This window comes from Alteromonas sp. WD8-37, assembly GCF_055326825.1.
The window spans coordinates 57,616-71,318 of sequence record NZ_JBUZOV010000009.1; the positions used below are offsets into that span (position 1 = coordinate 57,616).

The following is a 13,703-nucleotide window of genomic DNA, read 5'->3' on the forward strand; positions in this document are numbered from 1 at the left end:
TTTTTTGTTTACGATAGGTCTTACTGTATCACGCTGCTGATTGAGGCCTACTGTGCTAAAGAACAGACTTTCCCGACAACCCGGTTTTACCCTGCTGGAGCTTTTGGTTGTCTGTGTGATCATTGCTATTGTGGTCGGCCAGGCTGTCCCATCCTATATCAACTGGCATCAACAGGCCAGTACCCGGCAAACTGCCAAAGCAATCATGCTACTCTTACAACAGGCGCAAAATCAGGCTATTGCCCAGGGCCGAAATAGCCTGGTCAAATTGTCTCCGGGCTTGCCAGGTTGTGTGGCGATGGTGGCTGAGCCGGCCTGCCTGTGCCAGACGCCCGACTGTGCACCCGGCCAAAGCAGCAGCATTTTTTTGCAGGCACCGCTTAGTGCATTACAGCTGGCCCGGCCCAATCAGATTGAATTTAGTGCGTTTACCGGCCTGAGCCAGGGCACCGCAGGCTCCATCATTGTTGGCCGGTCACCTTATCTAATTAGGATCGTGGTGAATAACCTGGGCCGTCAGCGCTGGTGCACGCTGGGCAGTTCCATGGCGGGCATAGCTTCATGTTAGGTTACAGCCTGGTTCATCTGCTAGTTAGCCTGTTAATCAGCGCCCTGCTTGCCACCGCCGTGGCAAAGTTTGCGGCAAGCCACGCGGTGGCGCAATGGCAGCTGATGCAACAAACACATCTGCATACGCGGCTGGTGCAATTACAGGCACTTATCAGCACCGAAGTGCGGCGCGCCGGCTACGATGGCCATGCCGGAGCCCGGTTACTGGCCGGTCAGGAGCGCAGCACTTCCCCCTTCTATCCGGGGGTGTCGATCGCACAACACACCAGCGAGCCCGCCGCCAGTTGCCTGCTGTTTCACTATGACAAAAACCATAATGGCATACGCGACACTTCATCGGTCAACGAGCAGCTGGGGTTTCGCCTGCATAACCGCGCGCTGGAGGCGCGAGTGGATGGCCGGGGCTGTGAAGACAAAGGCTGGCACGATATTACCGATCCTAAACAGCTCGAGGTGACCCACCTGGTCTTTTCCCTGGTTACAGTGCCGCCAGCGATGCCCTTTCTGCAAATAAATCTGGTAGCGCGGCTGAAACAGCACCGACAGATTACCGCCACGGTGAACTTTAATGTGGAGCTTCCCAATGGCTAAAACACAGACCGGCAGCGTGCTGGTGCCCCTTATCATCGTGCTCAGCCTGGCCTGTCTGAGTGCAGCACTGCTGACCAGTGGGGTCACCCAGTTGTTGCAACTGATGAGCGGCAGTCAGCACCTACAATCGGCATGGGCGCAGTATTTTCGCCTGGCAGGGAGTAAACCGGCGCCTGCCCCCGGTTCTATACTTGTCGGCCAGCAACACCCTGCCGCCGGGCCGATATTACTCAGCCAGATTTATTACGAAAGTGGCCCGCTACGCGCCTGGCAGCAACGTATCACTGTACCGATTCTGGCTGCGCTGCCTAGCCAGGCCAGACAGGTACTAACCGCTGCTGCAAGTAAGGATTTTGCATTTCTACTCGAGCCGCTACTTACCTCAATGCAGCCACCATTATCAAAGGCATTGTTACAGCGCCCTGCCAGCCATGACTGCCAGGAGCTGTCGGCTGCCACAGCGGGGCTGGTGATCTTGCACAACGATTGTGAACTGGCAGCCGGCCGCCAGCTGGGATCGGCCACAGCCCCGGTATGGGTGATCAGTATCAATAACCGGGTCACACTGGCCGGCAATAATCATGTCTACGGGCTGTGGACGCACATTAGCCAGCTGCCGGCGAATACCTTATACAGTGCCTCGGCAAGTAATCGGCTATATGGCGCTGTGCTGACCACCGCACCGGCCACACTACCACTTTCACAGATAGATTATCGGCCCGATATTTTAGAACAGCTGCAGGGTCTGGAAAGCCTGCAAAGCCATCACAACGTGGCCGGTAGCTGGCGGGATTTTGAATGAATCAACGTGGTATGGGGTTGGTGGAGTGCCTGGTGGCCTGTGCGCTGCTGGTAAGCGGGGCCACAGCATTGATCACTCACCTGGCGAAGAGCAGCGCGCAGGTTCAGCGGGCTGCTACCCTGTATAGCCAGCGCAATGTCAGCGTGCCGGTTGCGGTGTACGATCCCCCGCTCACCGGGCTGGTAGTCTTAGCTGAACGCTATCCGGCGGCCCTCACCCAGGCTTATGCTCAGCACGCCCAGCAAAACTCGGCTGCATCCACGGTGCCGCTGCCATTAACATCCCAGGCTTTGCGCCCGTCACTGTAATAATACAAGGCACCGTCGCCGGCCTGAGCACTGCCGGATACCGGGGTGGCTTTGATAATAAACCGAGTGTTATTGGCTTCCTCAATGGTCAGATCATAGCGCTTATTGGCCTGCTGCTCAGAGGCGGGTGAATAGCTGGCAAATACGGCAGGGCTGCCGGTATCGGCCGCGGCCTCGGCTGCCCCGGTATAAGAAAACGTGCCGCTGTAATGCCGCTCCATACTGGCTGCAAACGCCATCAGGTCGGCCTGAGCATTACTGCGATAGCTGCTTTTCATCACGCCCTGATAAGATGGATAGGCCACTGCTGTCACGATGGCCACAATAGCCACCGTTACCATCAGCTCAATCAGGGTAAATCCCGCTGTACGTGCCACAGGGTAGTTATTGGCGTTCTGTTTCGGTTGTCCAACTGTCATAGATTACTCGCTCAAACCGTCCATAGATATTGCGCACCAGACACGAAAAGTCGGAGGTACACGCCACTTCAGCGCCATCATCATCGGTTTCAATCACCGCCGAAGCACATTCGGTGCCCAGGCAGACCACCGGCTTGATGATTTCTTCAATCAGAATCTTGGTTTCCGGGGCAATGCCGCTTTGCTGTAGATCAGCATAGCGATCCTGACCGTCCAACGCGCTGTTGTTGTTTAAGTCATCCACCGCATTGCCGTTAACCAGGTTCACCAGGTACGCACGGCTATTACCGGTAGGCGGAGCACAGGCGCTTTGTGAACTGGCTGCCGGAATATAGCTGGTGAATAATATTTTATAGTCAATGATCAGCGGTGAAGACAGAATTTTTTCGCCCCCGGTGGTCATTTCAATATACCAACCATCCTTAGTGGCAAAACTGCTCGCCGCCAGTTCACGGGTGGTTTCGTCGTCACTGGTCAAAAAGTGCTCGGTGGCATTGTACATGGTTGCCAGACTGGTATCGGTTTTAAAGGTAAAGTGACCATCGGCGTCTGTGCTAAACGCGCCTTTGTCTTTGAGCATAAAAAAGCGATCTTCGATGGTGGTATCCAACGGCGATGCCCGCCAGCCAGAGCCGATGGTCACTGCATAATAGTGCTCATCGCCCAACGCGACTTCGGCCACATCCGGACCGTAAAAAAAGCGCCGGTTTTGCTCGGCGGTATCACCGCCAAAATCCGCCAGCCGCGCTCCGCGTACCAGGTTGGCAGTGCCTTGGCCGTTTTGAATGTCTAAGCGGAACAACTGGCCGCCCATGTCGGCCACATACATATGGTCGGCCAGCCCGTCGTGGTTGCGATCAATCACCGAGATCCGGCCAGGGATGCTGTATTGCATATGAGTCAGGTTAAGATCCGCACTGGCATCACTGGCATGCCACAACAAGCTGCCGGTATCTGCATCAAACATGAACACCGCATTGCCCATAGTGTCTGCCGAGCGGACTGTTTTGGCGTCTTGGGCGTCATCGTAGCCGCCGCCAACGATCATTACATTTTTGACCTGGCCGCCGATGTTGACCTTGGTCAGAGTGGGCCGTGACCAGGTCTGGCCCAGTTTTTCCAATCCGGTGCTGCCACCGTCAATGGAAAAGACCAGCTTTGGTGAGCTTTTTGCTGTCACGTCAAATACATAATAATGACGACCACCGCGACGCATGCCTACATACAGATAGGTTTTGTCGCCCACCTGGCGCGCCACAATATCACCATCTAAGCCATACACATGGTTAAACGTTGAATTATCTCGGTAAAAGGTCGGCAGGTTAGCCAACAACGATTTGGGGATCACCGCAAAATTTTCCTGGCCGGTCTGGGCATCAAATGAATGTAAAAAGCCCTGGTTGGTGGCCACAAAGATCGCCGACTCAGTATCACTGTAATTGACAATGACCGGCTGCGAATGGATAGGATCGCCCATTTGCAGGCGCACATCAGTAGTTTGCCCGTCGCCATCAGCATCTTTGATATCCACGCCACGCGCCCACTTCAAGACGGTTTCACGCAACACCGTACTGTCGGACTCATTTTGCACCGCCATATCGGTTTCGCTGATTGCGGTATTGTTTTCATGCACTCGATTTGTGCTGGAGACAATGGTGCCGGGGCCATCAAAAAAGTACATATTGCGGGTGCCGGTCAGCAGGCTGGCAGCGCCGCCTTCACGCACACTATTTCCATCGGCCAGTACCGACCAGTAGCTATGCGAAGTGTCAGAGAAAAAGCCGGTCACGCTATCTACTGCTTCAACGCCATTTTTATCTACAATAGTATTGCCGGCCAGCCGGTATTTTTTCAGATTGCCCGGCCAGTCGGTGCCTTCGGCTGGCTTGAACAGCGCAAAATACAATTCATCTTTGTGGGTTAACCGGTTCAGCTGATTTACCGCAACGCCCGGTGACACAAAGGTGGCATTGATATCCTTGACCGATCGCAAGATGGTTTCAAACGCATTGAGCAGTTGGTCGCTGTCATCCGCTTTGTAAAAGCCCCCGCCGCCCTGTTGAGCCAGTTTGTTTAAAAAGTTGTTGGCGGTGGAATTAGCCGCAAAACCAATGGTATGGGTCATGATGCGCCGATCGATGACAGAAGTATCTTTATCACTGATATTGCGCACCAGGTCCAGCCCGCAAGCTTCGCCGCCTGAGCCGTTGCAGGATTTGCCCAATAATGCCTGTATCTCATCCACGCTGTGATTATTATTCGCCTCGCCATCTGATAACAACACAATGTGGTTATTGGTTTGACACTGTAAATCCGTGACGGGCGAGATATAAGTTGCCCCACTGGGGATATACTCGTTGATACAGTTGCTCGAACTTAAATTATCCTCGGTACAGCCATAGGGACGCACCGCGTCGGCACCGGTATAGCTGGCCCGGTGGCTGACACGCGTGGCGCGGCGCACATTGCTGTTGACCGAAGAGTTGCCGCGCTGGCGGCCGTAATACACGTCGCGGCCGCCATAGTAATTGGTGGCTTCATACAGGGTATCAACAATAGGGGTATAGCCGTTGGCGGTTAGCTCATCCACTTTACTGGTGAGATGTTCACGCACGGTAGACACAGTCCCCGGGGTCGCCTGGCCCTTATACTGGACAATCAGCTTAGCCGCATAGCCACCCGAACCACGATAGGTAAACGCGCCCCGCTCTCCGACAAAATCATCCATGACCAAGGCCAGGTCATTGCCAGGCTGCCAGCCTGTGCGACCCACCACCTCAGCGATAATACTGCTGATATCCGGGCTATAGGATGGGTAATAATAATAAAACGGGTCCATCTCCCAGGTTACTGCAGCAGCAGTTTTGTCAATATCACGCAGTCCATAGCGATTTAGCCTACTTAGCCGACCAATATCATTGCGATCGATACCGCGGATCCGGGTGCGTGCATAACCACCGTAGGAATCATTGGCGGTCACCTGCAGGTAAGCCTGTTGAATTTCGGCGCCCTGAGGAATATTCAGGTTACGAAAGCGCAAGCCGATATAGGCGTTACTGCGGTCCTGCATGTTCAGCACATTGGCAGTTTCGTTGTAGCCATTGTGGGTTTCTTCGCGGTTATCGTGCTGGCTGTTCACCTGAAAATGTGACACCGCACTAATACAACCATTGGCGGTAGACTGATCGTAAGTGACCACTAACTGTGGCGACTGATCGAGCCCGGTATCATAGGCCCGCGCCTCACGCGCACTGGCATTATCGGTACTGCTGCCTTCCACCAGGATGCTCAGCGATTGGCCGCCGCACCAGCCACTTTGATTGACAATCTCCTGCACCACCGGGGTAAAGTCCGGGGTGGCGATTACCTCATCGCTCAGCGGAAAGCTATTATCATTGTCCCACACCTGAGCAGCGGTGGTGCGGGTTCGGGCCGACAGTTTTGCGCTATCAGAAAATGCCGGGCTATCGCCGCTCAGCTCACCCTGAATGGTCATAGTGGCAGCGGCTGTGTTGAGCTGGGCCGAGGTAAAGCGTAAGTACGCATTGGTGATCACCGCACCCTGCGGGATCATGATATTAGAAAAACGAAAGCCGGACAGCACGGTGTCGGTGCCCTGAGTCAGCTTCACGGCATTGGCAGACGTGGTGAGCTGGCCATTGATCTCGTGCGCATCGCTGGCATCTTCGGCGGTGGAGGTGACAATTTCAGCATTGATAGGGGCATCGATGTCACGCACCGGAAACAGCACCGGCCCGCCCTGGTCAGAAAAGCGCATCAGTCCGGCGTTGATATTGGTGGCTGAAGAAATGGCGGTTTTGAATGCTTCTTTTACCCGCAGCATGCGCGATTTATCAGTATCGTCTCTGTTCGACATACTGCCGGAGGTATCCATGATAAACAGAACATTCGGGTTATAGGTCACCGCCGAGCCGGCTGTGCCTAAGTAAATATCCAAATCATCGCCCAGCGCAGCACTGCCGATACTTAGCCATAAAATTGCAGCACACCAAATTCGTAGACATGTTTTCATATCATAGGCTCTTATTAATTACTGGCCGGTGCCAACACAGCGGCTGATACCGAATTGGCCACGACCATCGGCCGTCCATCCACCTGGCCGCACCCGCGCACCACAAATACATGACAGCTTAAGTTGCTGCCGCCAATCACATTGGAGGAGCCGCGGCAGGCCTGCTCACGCACAAACGCGGTGCGCGACCAGCTACGGGTGGTAATTTCGGTTTGGTAATCGCCGGCATCAGTATGCACAGCGTTCACGGTTAGCCCGGCATTGGTCAGTTGACGGTTGGTCCACTGAGCATCCTCAAAACAGCTTAAGGTATCGGTTTGCGGGTCCAGCGTGGTGCCCTGGCGGGCCTGGGACAGCGGGTCCATCAGGTTCGTGTTAGCCAATAGGGCTTCATCTTCTGCTTCAAAAAACACCCCGGCCAACGCGGCCTCAGCCGCGTCGAAGGCCAGCCCGGACTGTTGCATTGTCATGGCCATCCGCGCCTGACTTAAACTGCCGGAGACTGCACTTACCCCTAATAGCGTCAGTGACAGCAACACCAATAAGGCTAATATGAGCACCACACCCTGTTGTTTTTTCACTTTGCACTCCTGACAAAATTTTTCATGTTGCGCAGCGCCAGCGTTTGCGAGAAGACCTGAAAATAATGGTTAGAGTCGGTACTAATCGGCGACTCGTTGAGCACCGCGATCTGATTGACTGGCATCTGGCTGGTTTCCCGCGCATCACTTTTTAGCAAAACACCTAAGCGCAGCGTTACCACTTGCTGACCCTGCGCGCGCGCGGCGCCCAGTTCGTTGGCGGTCACATATTGCACCGGCAAGCCTTTAGACGTAGCGGCGGGCTCACTGATGCCATACATCAGCTGAAAACTGTGCACATTGTCTACCAGGGTGATGGCGCTGCTGTTGATGGCGCCAGCTTTTTGCCCTGTTAACAATCGGCCGTCATAACCGGTACAGGTCAACTTGCCGGCGATGACCCGGTAAACATTGACCACATGAAATTCGCGATTGTCGGTATAGCCGTGGCGGGCACCACTGCAATCCGCCGCAGCCAGCAAATTGACCACCAGCGTGTCATTGGCACCATTGGCCGCCTGCACACTGCCTAAAGTGGTCATGGCAGCAAAGTCGCCCGCCAGTGCCACCGGCCGGTTTTGTACAAACGCGGCTTCCATAGTGGTATCTACACTGTCTTCCACTCGGGCACTGACCAAATCATAGCGGCCAACCGGCAACAGCTCCCGGGTCAGCCGGGTCATGATAAAGCGCCCCGATTCCTGCACCTGCGCTACCGCCTGATTAAGATTATTGGTTACCCGCGAGCTGACCATGACCTGGATCACCGCCGCGGTGATCACCAGCCCCAGTGCCAGCGAAATCATCAGCTCTACCAATGAAAAACCGTGCGCCCGTTTCATAAGGTGATGTCCTTAAACACACAGGCATTGGTATCCCCGGCTGCCGGGTTGCAGCGTGCCGGCAGCGCACTGGTTTGATTGGCGCGGGTATTCACCGGCCAGCGCAGATCGATATGAATGCGCGAGCCGGCACTACAGGTATCGCCATCGCCTGCCACCGAATCGGTGCAGCTCAGCACAATGTGGGTCGCCGGGTTGGTCTGCACTGCCGCGCAGGATAATGCCCAGCCATCGTAGCGGGCCATTTGCGGTTCGCTGCATTGAGTGGCTTCGCAATCAGGCACACTGGCCGGGCGGCTTAGACAAAAACAGTCGTAGGGATCAGAACCGGCGCAGGACAGGCCGGAGAAGTTATAGTTGGCAGCATCAAAATAGGCATTTTCTACTACCATGCCATCGCCCACTGCCGCCGGGCGGGCGGCGCTGCGCAGGCGCTCAGAGATTTGTTCAGCAACAAATTCAGATTGGGTACGGCTGATGGCATCCTTGTTGGCAAACGAGCCCACAAACTGCAGCGAGGCCACGCCCAGCAAGCCGATGGCCAGTATAAACAGCGTGATCAGGATCTCGATTAATCCGACCCCTTGCTGATTGTGTGCAAATCCCTGATGGCGCATGCCCTGCCAACACCTTGTTAAACCTTGACGACTTTATGCTATATCAGTCAGGTACAGGTTTAAGTATTGGCAGGCGCGCCCAAGTATCGAATTCAATTCCCGTGGTGCTTAGCTGACCTGCTTGATACGCAGCTCTTTAGGCACCGCAAATTCGACATTTTCTTCACGTCCGCTGCGCTCGGTGGCTTTTACCGCGCCCCAGCTTAGCAGTCTATCCACCACGCCCTGCACCAGCACTTCTGGTGCCGAGGCGCCGGCCGTCACCCCAATATGCTCGATGCCTTCCAGCCACTCACGCTGAATGCAATTAGCATCGGCAATCAAATACGCACGCGCGCCGACTTTTTCGGCCAGTTCGCGAAGGCGGTTGGAGTTAGAGCTGTTTTGTGCGCCCACCACCAGCAATACCTGGCAGTCACTGGCCAGATCCCGCACCGCATCCTGGCGGTTTTGCGTGGCATAGCAAATATCATCCTTACGCGGCCCCTGAATCTTGGGGAAGCGGTCGCGCAGGGCATCAATTACATCAGCGGTGTCATCCACTGATAAGGTGGTCTGGCTGCAGTAATACAACTGGGTCGGATCTTTGACATCCAGCGTAGCCACATCGGCCGTAGACTCCACCAGATAGATACCGCCCTGCGGGTTGTCGTACTGCCCCATGGTACCTTCCACCTCAGGGTGGCCGGCATGGCCAATCAAAATACACTCGGTGCCGGTTTTACTGGCCCGGGTCACTTCCATATGTACCTTGGTCACCAGTGGACAGGTGGCATCAAATACTTTTAAGCCACGTCGGGTTGCTTCTTTGCGTACCGCCTGCGACACCCCGTGAGCAGAAAAAATCACAATACTGTCGTCGGGGACTTCGTGTAATTCGTCCACAAACACCGCCCCACGATCACGCAGCCCTTCCACCACAAATTTGTTATGCACCACCTCATGACGCACATAAATAGGCGGCTTAAACATTTCCAGCGCGCGTTCCACGATGGTGATGGCGCGATCGACGCCGGCACAGAAGCCACGAGGGTTAGCAAGATGTATTTGCATGGGAGTATCCTTAAGCGGCCGGTTCGCTGACCGATAAAATTTCGACATCAAAGATGACCGTATGGCCGGCCAGCGGATGATTAAAATCCACTGTCACCGAGTCGCCGGCGATATCACGCACGATGCCCGGGACTTCGTTACCGTCAGGCTGGGCAAAGCCTAAAATCAAGCCTTCGGCCAGCTCTAAGTCCGCGCCAAAGCGGGTGCGATCCATATGATGAATATTGTCTGGGTTAGACGGCCCAAACGCATCTTCCGGCGCCAGGGTGAAGGATTTTTTGTCGCCCGCTTTCAAGCCCAGCAGGCAGGCTTCAAAGTTGGGGGTCAGGCTACCATCGCCCATTACCAGTTTGGCCGGTTTTTTATTGACCCGGGTGCTGTCCGCCGCCGAGCCATCTTCCAGTTTTAAATCAAAGTGCATCAGCACTTCACTGTGATTACCAATGGCTTGTTCTGTCATAAAAAAACCTCTGCTTACTGCTTTTGCGATGGTTGTGTGGTGTCGGATTCTGCCTGTTTACTGGAGGTAAACATGTCCAGAATCAAGAGCGCCGCGCCAATAAAGATAGCGCTGTCAGCCAGATTAAATGCCGGCCAGTGCCATTGACCTACGTAAAAATCTAAAAAGTCAATAACATAGCCGTGAACCAGACGGTCATACACATTGCCCAGCGCGCCGCCCAAGATAAAACAAAAGGCCACGGGTAACAGCACCTGCTGGCGCGGGGCTGATTTCAGCCAGCCCAGGATCACCAAACTGATCACTACCGCAATAGCGGTGAAAAACCAGCGCTGCCAGCCGCCGGCATCAGCCAAAAAGCTAAAAGCAGCGCCGTAATTGTGTACGTAGGTCAGGTTAAAAAACGGTGTTACCTCCACCGACTGGTATAAGTCCATGCTGCCCAGCACAGCATATTTTGTCCACTGGTCCAGCACAAACACCACCAGGCTGAGCCATAAAAAGCGCAGCCCGGTTTGACGAAAAAGATTACGCATACTGGCGGGTCTCTCCCTGACCATCGACATTGGTGATACAACGCTGACACAGTTCAGGGTGCGCGCTGTGCGTGCCCACATCTTCACGGACATGCCAGCAGCGGGTGCATTTTTTACCGTCTGCCTTACGCACTGCCACAGCCAGGCCGGCCACATCTGTAGCCTGAGCATCATCACCCTGCGAGCCGGCATCATGCAGTTTCACTTTTGAGGTGATGAGAACAAAGCGCAATTCGTCTTCCAGCTGATTCAGCAAATCCTGAATATCGGCGTTGGCATACAGGTGGATCTCAGCTTCCAGAGAGCCGCCCAGGCGGCCATCTTTACGCGCTTGTTCCATGGCGTGATTCACCGCATCTTTGACTGCCATGATGCGCTGCCAGAAATTATCGCCAAAGCTGTGGTCCCCGGCAAAGGCATCCATGCCGGTATACCAGCTCTGGGTAAACACAAATTCATCACGTTCACCGGGAATTTCCTGCCAGATTTCCTGTGCGGTGAAGCTCATGATCGGTGCCATCCAGCGCACCAGGGCTTCGACGATATGATACAGCGCGGTCTGGCATGAGCGACGAGCGTGGCTGTCAGCTTTGGCGGTGTACTGGCGATCTTTGATGATATCCAGATAAAAACTGCCCAATTCAATCGAGCAAAAGTGCATCAGTTTCTGGCTGACTACCAGCAAATCGTACTCATTATAAGCTTTGGTCAGCTCATGCTGCAGCTGACGGGTACGACCTACAATCCAGCGGTCCAGTGCCACCATGTCTTCAGGGGCCAGAGCGTGCTGTGCTGGCTCGAAGCCGGTCAGGTTGGCCAACAAAAAGCGTGCTGTATTACGCAGCCGGCGATAGCTATCGGCCGAACGCTTCAGGATTTCGTCAGACACCGCAATCTCACCGCGATAATCGGTAGACGCCACCCACAGACGCAAAATATCCGCGCCCAGTTTATTGGTCACTTCCTGCGGTGCCACCACATTGCCCACCGATTTAGACATCTTGCGGCCCTGGGCATCAACGGTAAAGCCGTGAGTAAGCACTTGCTTGTAGGGGGCGTGGCCATGCATGGCAGTGGAGGTCATCAGCGATGACATAAACCAGCCACGATGCTGGTCAGAGCCTTCCAAATACAGATCAGCACTGGCTGGAATATCGTCGCGGCGATCTACCACAAAATGATGGGTCACGCCTGAGTCAAACCACACATCCAGGGTGTCGGTGACTTTATCGTACTGATCAGCCTCGTCGCCTAGCAGCGCGGCATCATCCAGATCCCACCAGGCCTGAATACCGGCCTGTTCCACCTGCTGCGCTACCTGCTCCATCAATTCAGTAGAGCGCGGGTGCAGTTCACCAGTGGTTTTATGCACATACAGGGCAATCGGAACACCCCAGGTACGCTGACGCGAGATACACCAGTCCGGGCGTCCTTCCACCATCTTTTCGATGCGGTTTTCGCCCCACTCCGGGATCCACTGGGTTTGTTTAATCTGTTCGATAGACTGGCCGCGTAGATCCTGCTTGTCCATGCTGACAAACCATTGCGGCGTGGCACGAAAGATAATCGGTGTCTTGTGGCGCCAGCAGTGCGGGTAGCTGTGTTCGTATTTGACATTCAGCACCAGATTGCCGCGCTCCTGCACGGTCTCGATGATGGCCTCATTGGCTTTAAACACAAACTGATTGGCAAACAGCGGCGTGTTGTCCAGGTACACACCATTGCTGCCCACCGGATTGTACACTTCCAGGTTGTACTGTTTACCTACATTAAAATCGTCCACCCCGTGTGCCGGCGCGGTATGTACACATCCGGTACCCGAGTCGGTGGTCACGTGCAAACCCAGAATGAGCGGAATGGCCAGCTCATCGATAAACGGATGATGCACAGTTAGGGTATCCAGGGCCTGTCCAACACAGGTGGCGACCTCGGCAAACTCGCTGACCCCATAACGGTGCATACAGCTTTCAACCAGCTCCTGGGCCAGCACCAGCCATTCGCCGGTATCTTTACGCTCAATCAGTGAGTAGGTCAGTTCTGGATGCAAGGTGATGGCGCGATTGGCCGGCAGTGTCCAGGGTGTGGTGGTCCAGATAACCACACCGGCTTTGTGCTCGGCCAGCTCACCGGCGCTTACGCCAAAGGCGCTGGCAATGCTATCGGCATCGCGCACCGGGAATTTAACGTCGATGGCGGGTGAAATTTTATCTTTGTATTCCACTTCGGCTTCGGCCAGTGCCGAGCCACAGTCGGTACACCAATGCACCGGCTTGAAGCCTTTTTCCAGGTGGCCGGAGTCAACAATTTTCGCCAGCGCCCGGATGATATCGGCTTCGGCCTGATAATCCATGGTTTTGTATGGTTTGTCCCACTCGCCAAATACGCCCAGTCGTTTAAAATCTTCACGCTGGCCGTCGATTTGTTTTTCGGCGTATTCACGACATTTTTGGCGAAATTCTGCTTCAGACACTTTTTTGCCTGGCTTGCCGACCTTTTTTTCTACCATCAGTTCGATAGGCAGGCCATGGCAATCCCAGCCCGGTACATAGGGAGCGTCAAAATCCGCCAGGGTCTTTGATTTTACAATGATGTCTTTGAGGATTTTATTAACCGCATGGCCAATGTGGATATTGCCGTTGGCATACGGAGGCCCATCGTGCAGAACAAAAGGGGTTTTGCCTGCTTTGGCCGCCCGAATTTGCTTATACAGGTTTTTTTCCTGCCAGTCTTTCAGCATTTTTGGTTCGCGCTGCGCAAGGTTACCGCGCATTGGAAACGGGGTTTCCGGGAGGTTTAATGTGGCTTTGTAATCGCTCATAAAATTGTATTTTCCATCCACCTGAACTGTACACGCTGCATGCATGTACCCGAACTATTAGTTATCTGTGATG

13 protein-coding genes are annotated in these 13,703 nt (G+C 54.5%); 4 read left to right on the forward strand and 9 right to left on the reverse strand.

Features of this window, described 5'->3' with window-relative positions; translation table 11 throughout:
• The first annotated feature begins 52 nt into the window (after positions 1–52).
• The 4 genes from ACTUJZ_RS15090 to ACTUJZ_RS15105 are packed head-to-tail and all read left to right on the forward strand — an operon-like array spanning position 53 to position 2,271.
• Positions 53–568: a GspH/FimT family pseudopilin gene (locus tag ACTUJZ_RS15090; protein ID WP_463637173.1), complete on the forward strand. Its 516-nt coding sequence runs from the start codon at positions 53–55 to the stop codon at positions 566–568.
• Positions 562–1,161, forward strand: a complete 600-nt coding sequence (locus ACTUJZ_RS15095; RefSeq protein WP_463637174.1) for a hypothetical protein — start codon at positions 562–564, stop codon at positions 1,159–1,161. Before ACTUJZ_RS15090 ends, ACTUJZ_RS15095 begins: the two co-directional genes overlap by 7 nt.
• Positions 1,154–1,963, forward strand: coding sequence for a hypothetical protein (locus ACTUJZ_RS15100; protein ID WP_463637175.1), 810 nt, complete (start codon positions 1,154–1,156; stop codon positions 1,961–1,963). Before ACTUJZ_RS15095 ends, ACTUJZ_RS15100 begins: the two co-directional genes overlap by 8 nt.
• Positions 1,960–2,271 (forward strand): hypothetical protein, encoded by a 312-nt coding sequence (locus ACTUJZ_RS15105; RefSeq protein WP_463637176.1) that lies wholly within the window; start codon positions 1,960–1,962, stop codon positions 2,269–2,271. The genes ACTUJZ_RS15100 and ACTUJZ_RS15105 overlap by 4 nt, the downstream gene beginning before the upstream one ends.
• On the opposite strand, the gene ACTUJZ_RS15110 is transcribed toward ACTUJZ_RS15105, so the two are convergent.
• The 9 genes from ACTUJZ_RS15110 to ileS all read right to left on the reverse strand — a co-directional run bounded on the left by ACTUJZ_RS15110 (position 2,193) and on the right by ileS (position 13,630).
• Positions 2,193–2,690 carry a type IV pilin protein gene (locus ACTUJZ_RS15110; protein ID WP_463637177.1) on the reverse strand — a complete coding sequence of 166 codons (498 nt, stop codon included), beginning with the start codon at positions 2,688–2,690 and terminating at the stop codon, positions 2,193–2,195. The genes ACTUJZ_RS15105 and ACTUJZ_RS15110 overlap by 79 nt on opposite strands.
• On the reverse strand, positions 2,656–6,723 hold the full coding sequence (locus ACTUJZ_RS15115; RefSeq protein ID WP_463637178.1) for a VWA domain-containing protein: 4,068 nt from the start codon (positions 6,721–6,723) through the stop codon (positions 2,656–2,658). The genes ACTUJZ_RS15110 and ACTUJZ_RS15115 overlap by 35 nt, the downstream gene beginning before the upstream one ends.
• Positions 6,724–6,737: 14 nt before the next feature.
• Positions 6,738–7,304: a PilX N-terminal domain-containing pilus assembly protein gene (locus tag ACTUJZ_RS15120; RefSeq protein WP_463637179.1), complete on the reverse strand. Its 567-nt coding sequence runs from the start codon at positions 7,302–7,304 to the stop codon at positions 6,738–6,740.
• Positions 7,301–8,146, reverse strand: coding sequence for a PilW family protein (locus ACTUJZ_RS15125; RefSeq protein ID WP_463637180.1), 846 nt, complete (start codon positions 8,144–8,146; stop codon positions 7,301–7,303). The genes ACTUJZ_RS15120 and ACTUJZ_RS15125 overlap by 4 nt, the downstream gene beginning before the upstream one ends.
• A complete protein-coding gene (locus ACTUJZ_RS15130) occupies positions 8,143–8,763 on the reverse strand; it encodes a type IV pilus modification PilV family protein (RefSeq protein WP_463637181.1) in 621 nt (206 codons plus the stop codon). Before ACTUJZ_RS15130 ends, ACTUJZ_RS15125 begins: the two co-directional genes overlap by 4 nt.
• A 108-nt stretch (positions 8,764–8,871) precedes the next feature.
• Complete coding sequence (ispH, locus tag ACTUJZ_RS15135) at positions 8,872–9,816, reverse strand: 4-hydroxy-3-methylbut-2-enyl diphosphate reductase (RefSeq protein WP_463637182.1); 945 nt, start codon at positions 9,814–9,816, stop codon at positions 8,872–8,874.
• A 10-nt stretch (positions 9,817–9,826) separates the two neighbouring features.
• Positions 9,827–10,276 (reverse strand): FKBP-type peptidyl-prolyl cis-trans isomerase, encoded by a 450-nt coding sequence (fkpB, locus tag ACTUJZ_RS15140; protein ID WP_463637183.1) that lies wholly within the window; start codon positions 10,274–10,276, stop codon positions 9,827–9,829.
• Positions 10,277–10,290: 14 nt separating this feature from the next.
• Positions 10,291–10,812, reverse strand: a complete 522-nt coding sequence (lspA, locus tag ACTUJZ_RS15145; RefSeq protein ID WP_463637184.1) for a signal peptidase II — start codon at positions 10,810–10,812, stop codon at positions 10,291–10,293.
• Entirely contained in the window at positions 10,805–13,630 is a 2,826-nt protein-coding gene (gene ileS, locus ACTUJZ_RS15150) for an isoleucine--tRNA ligase (RefSeq protein WP_463637185.1), read from the reverse strand. The genes lspA and ileS overlap by 8 nt, the downstream gene beginning before the upstream one ends.
• Positions 13,631–13,703 lie beyond the last annotated feature (73 nt).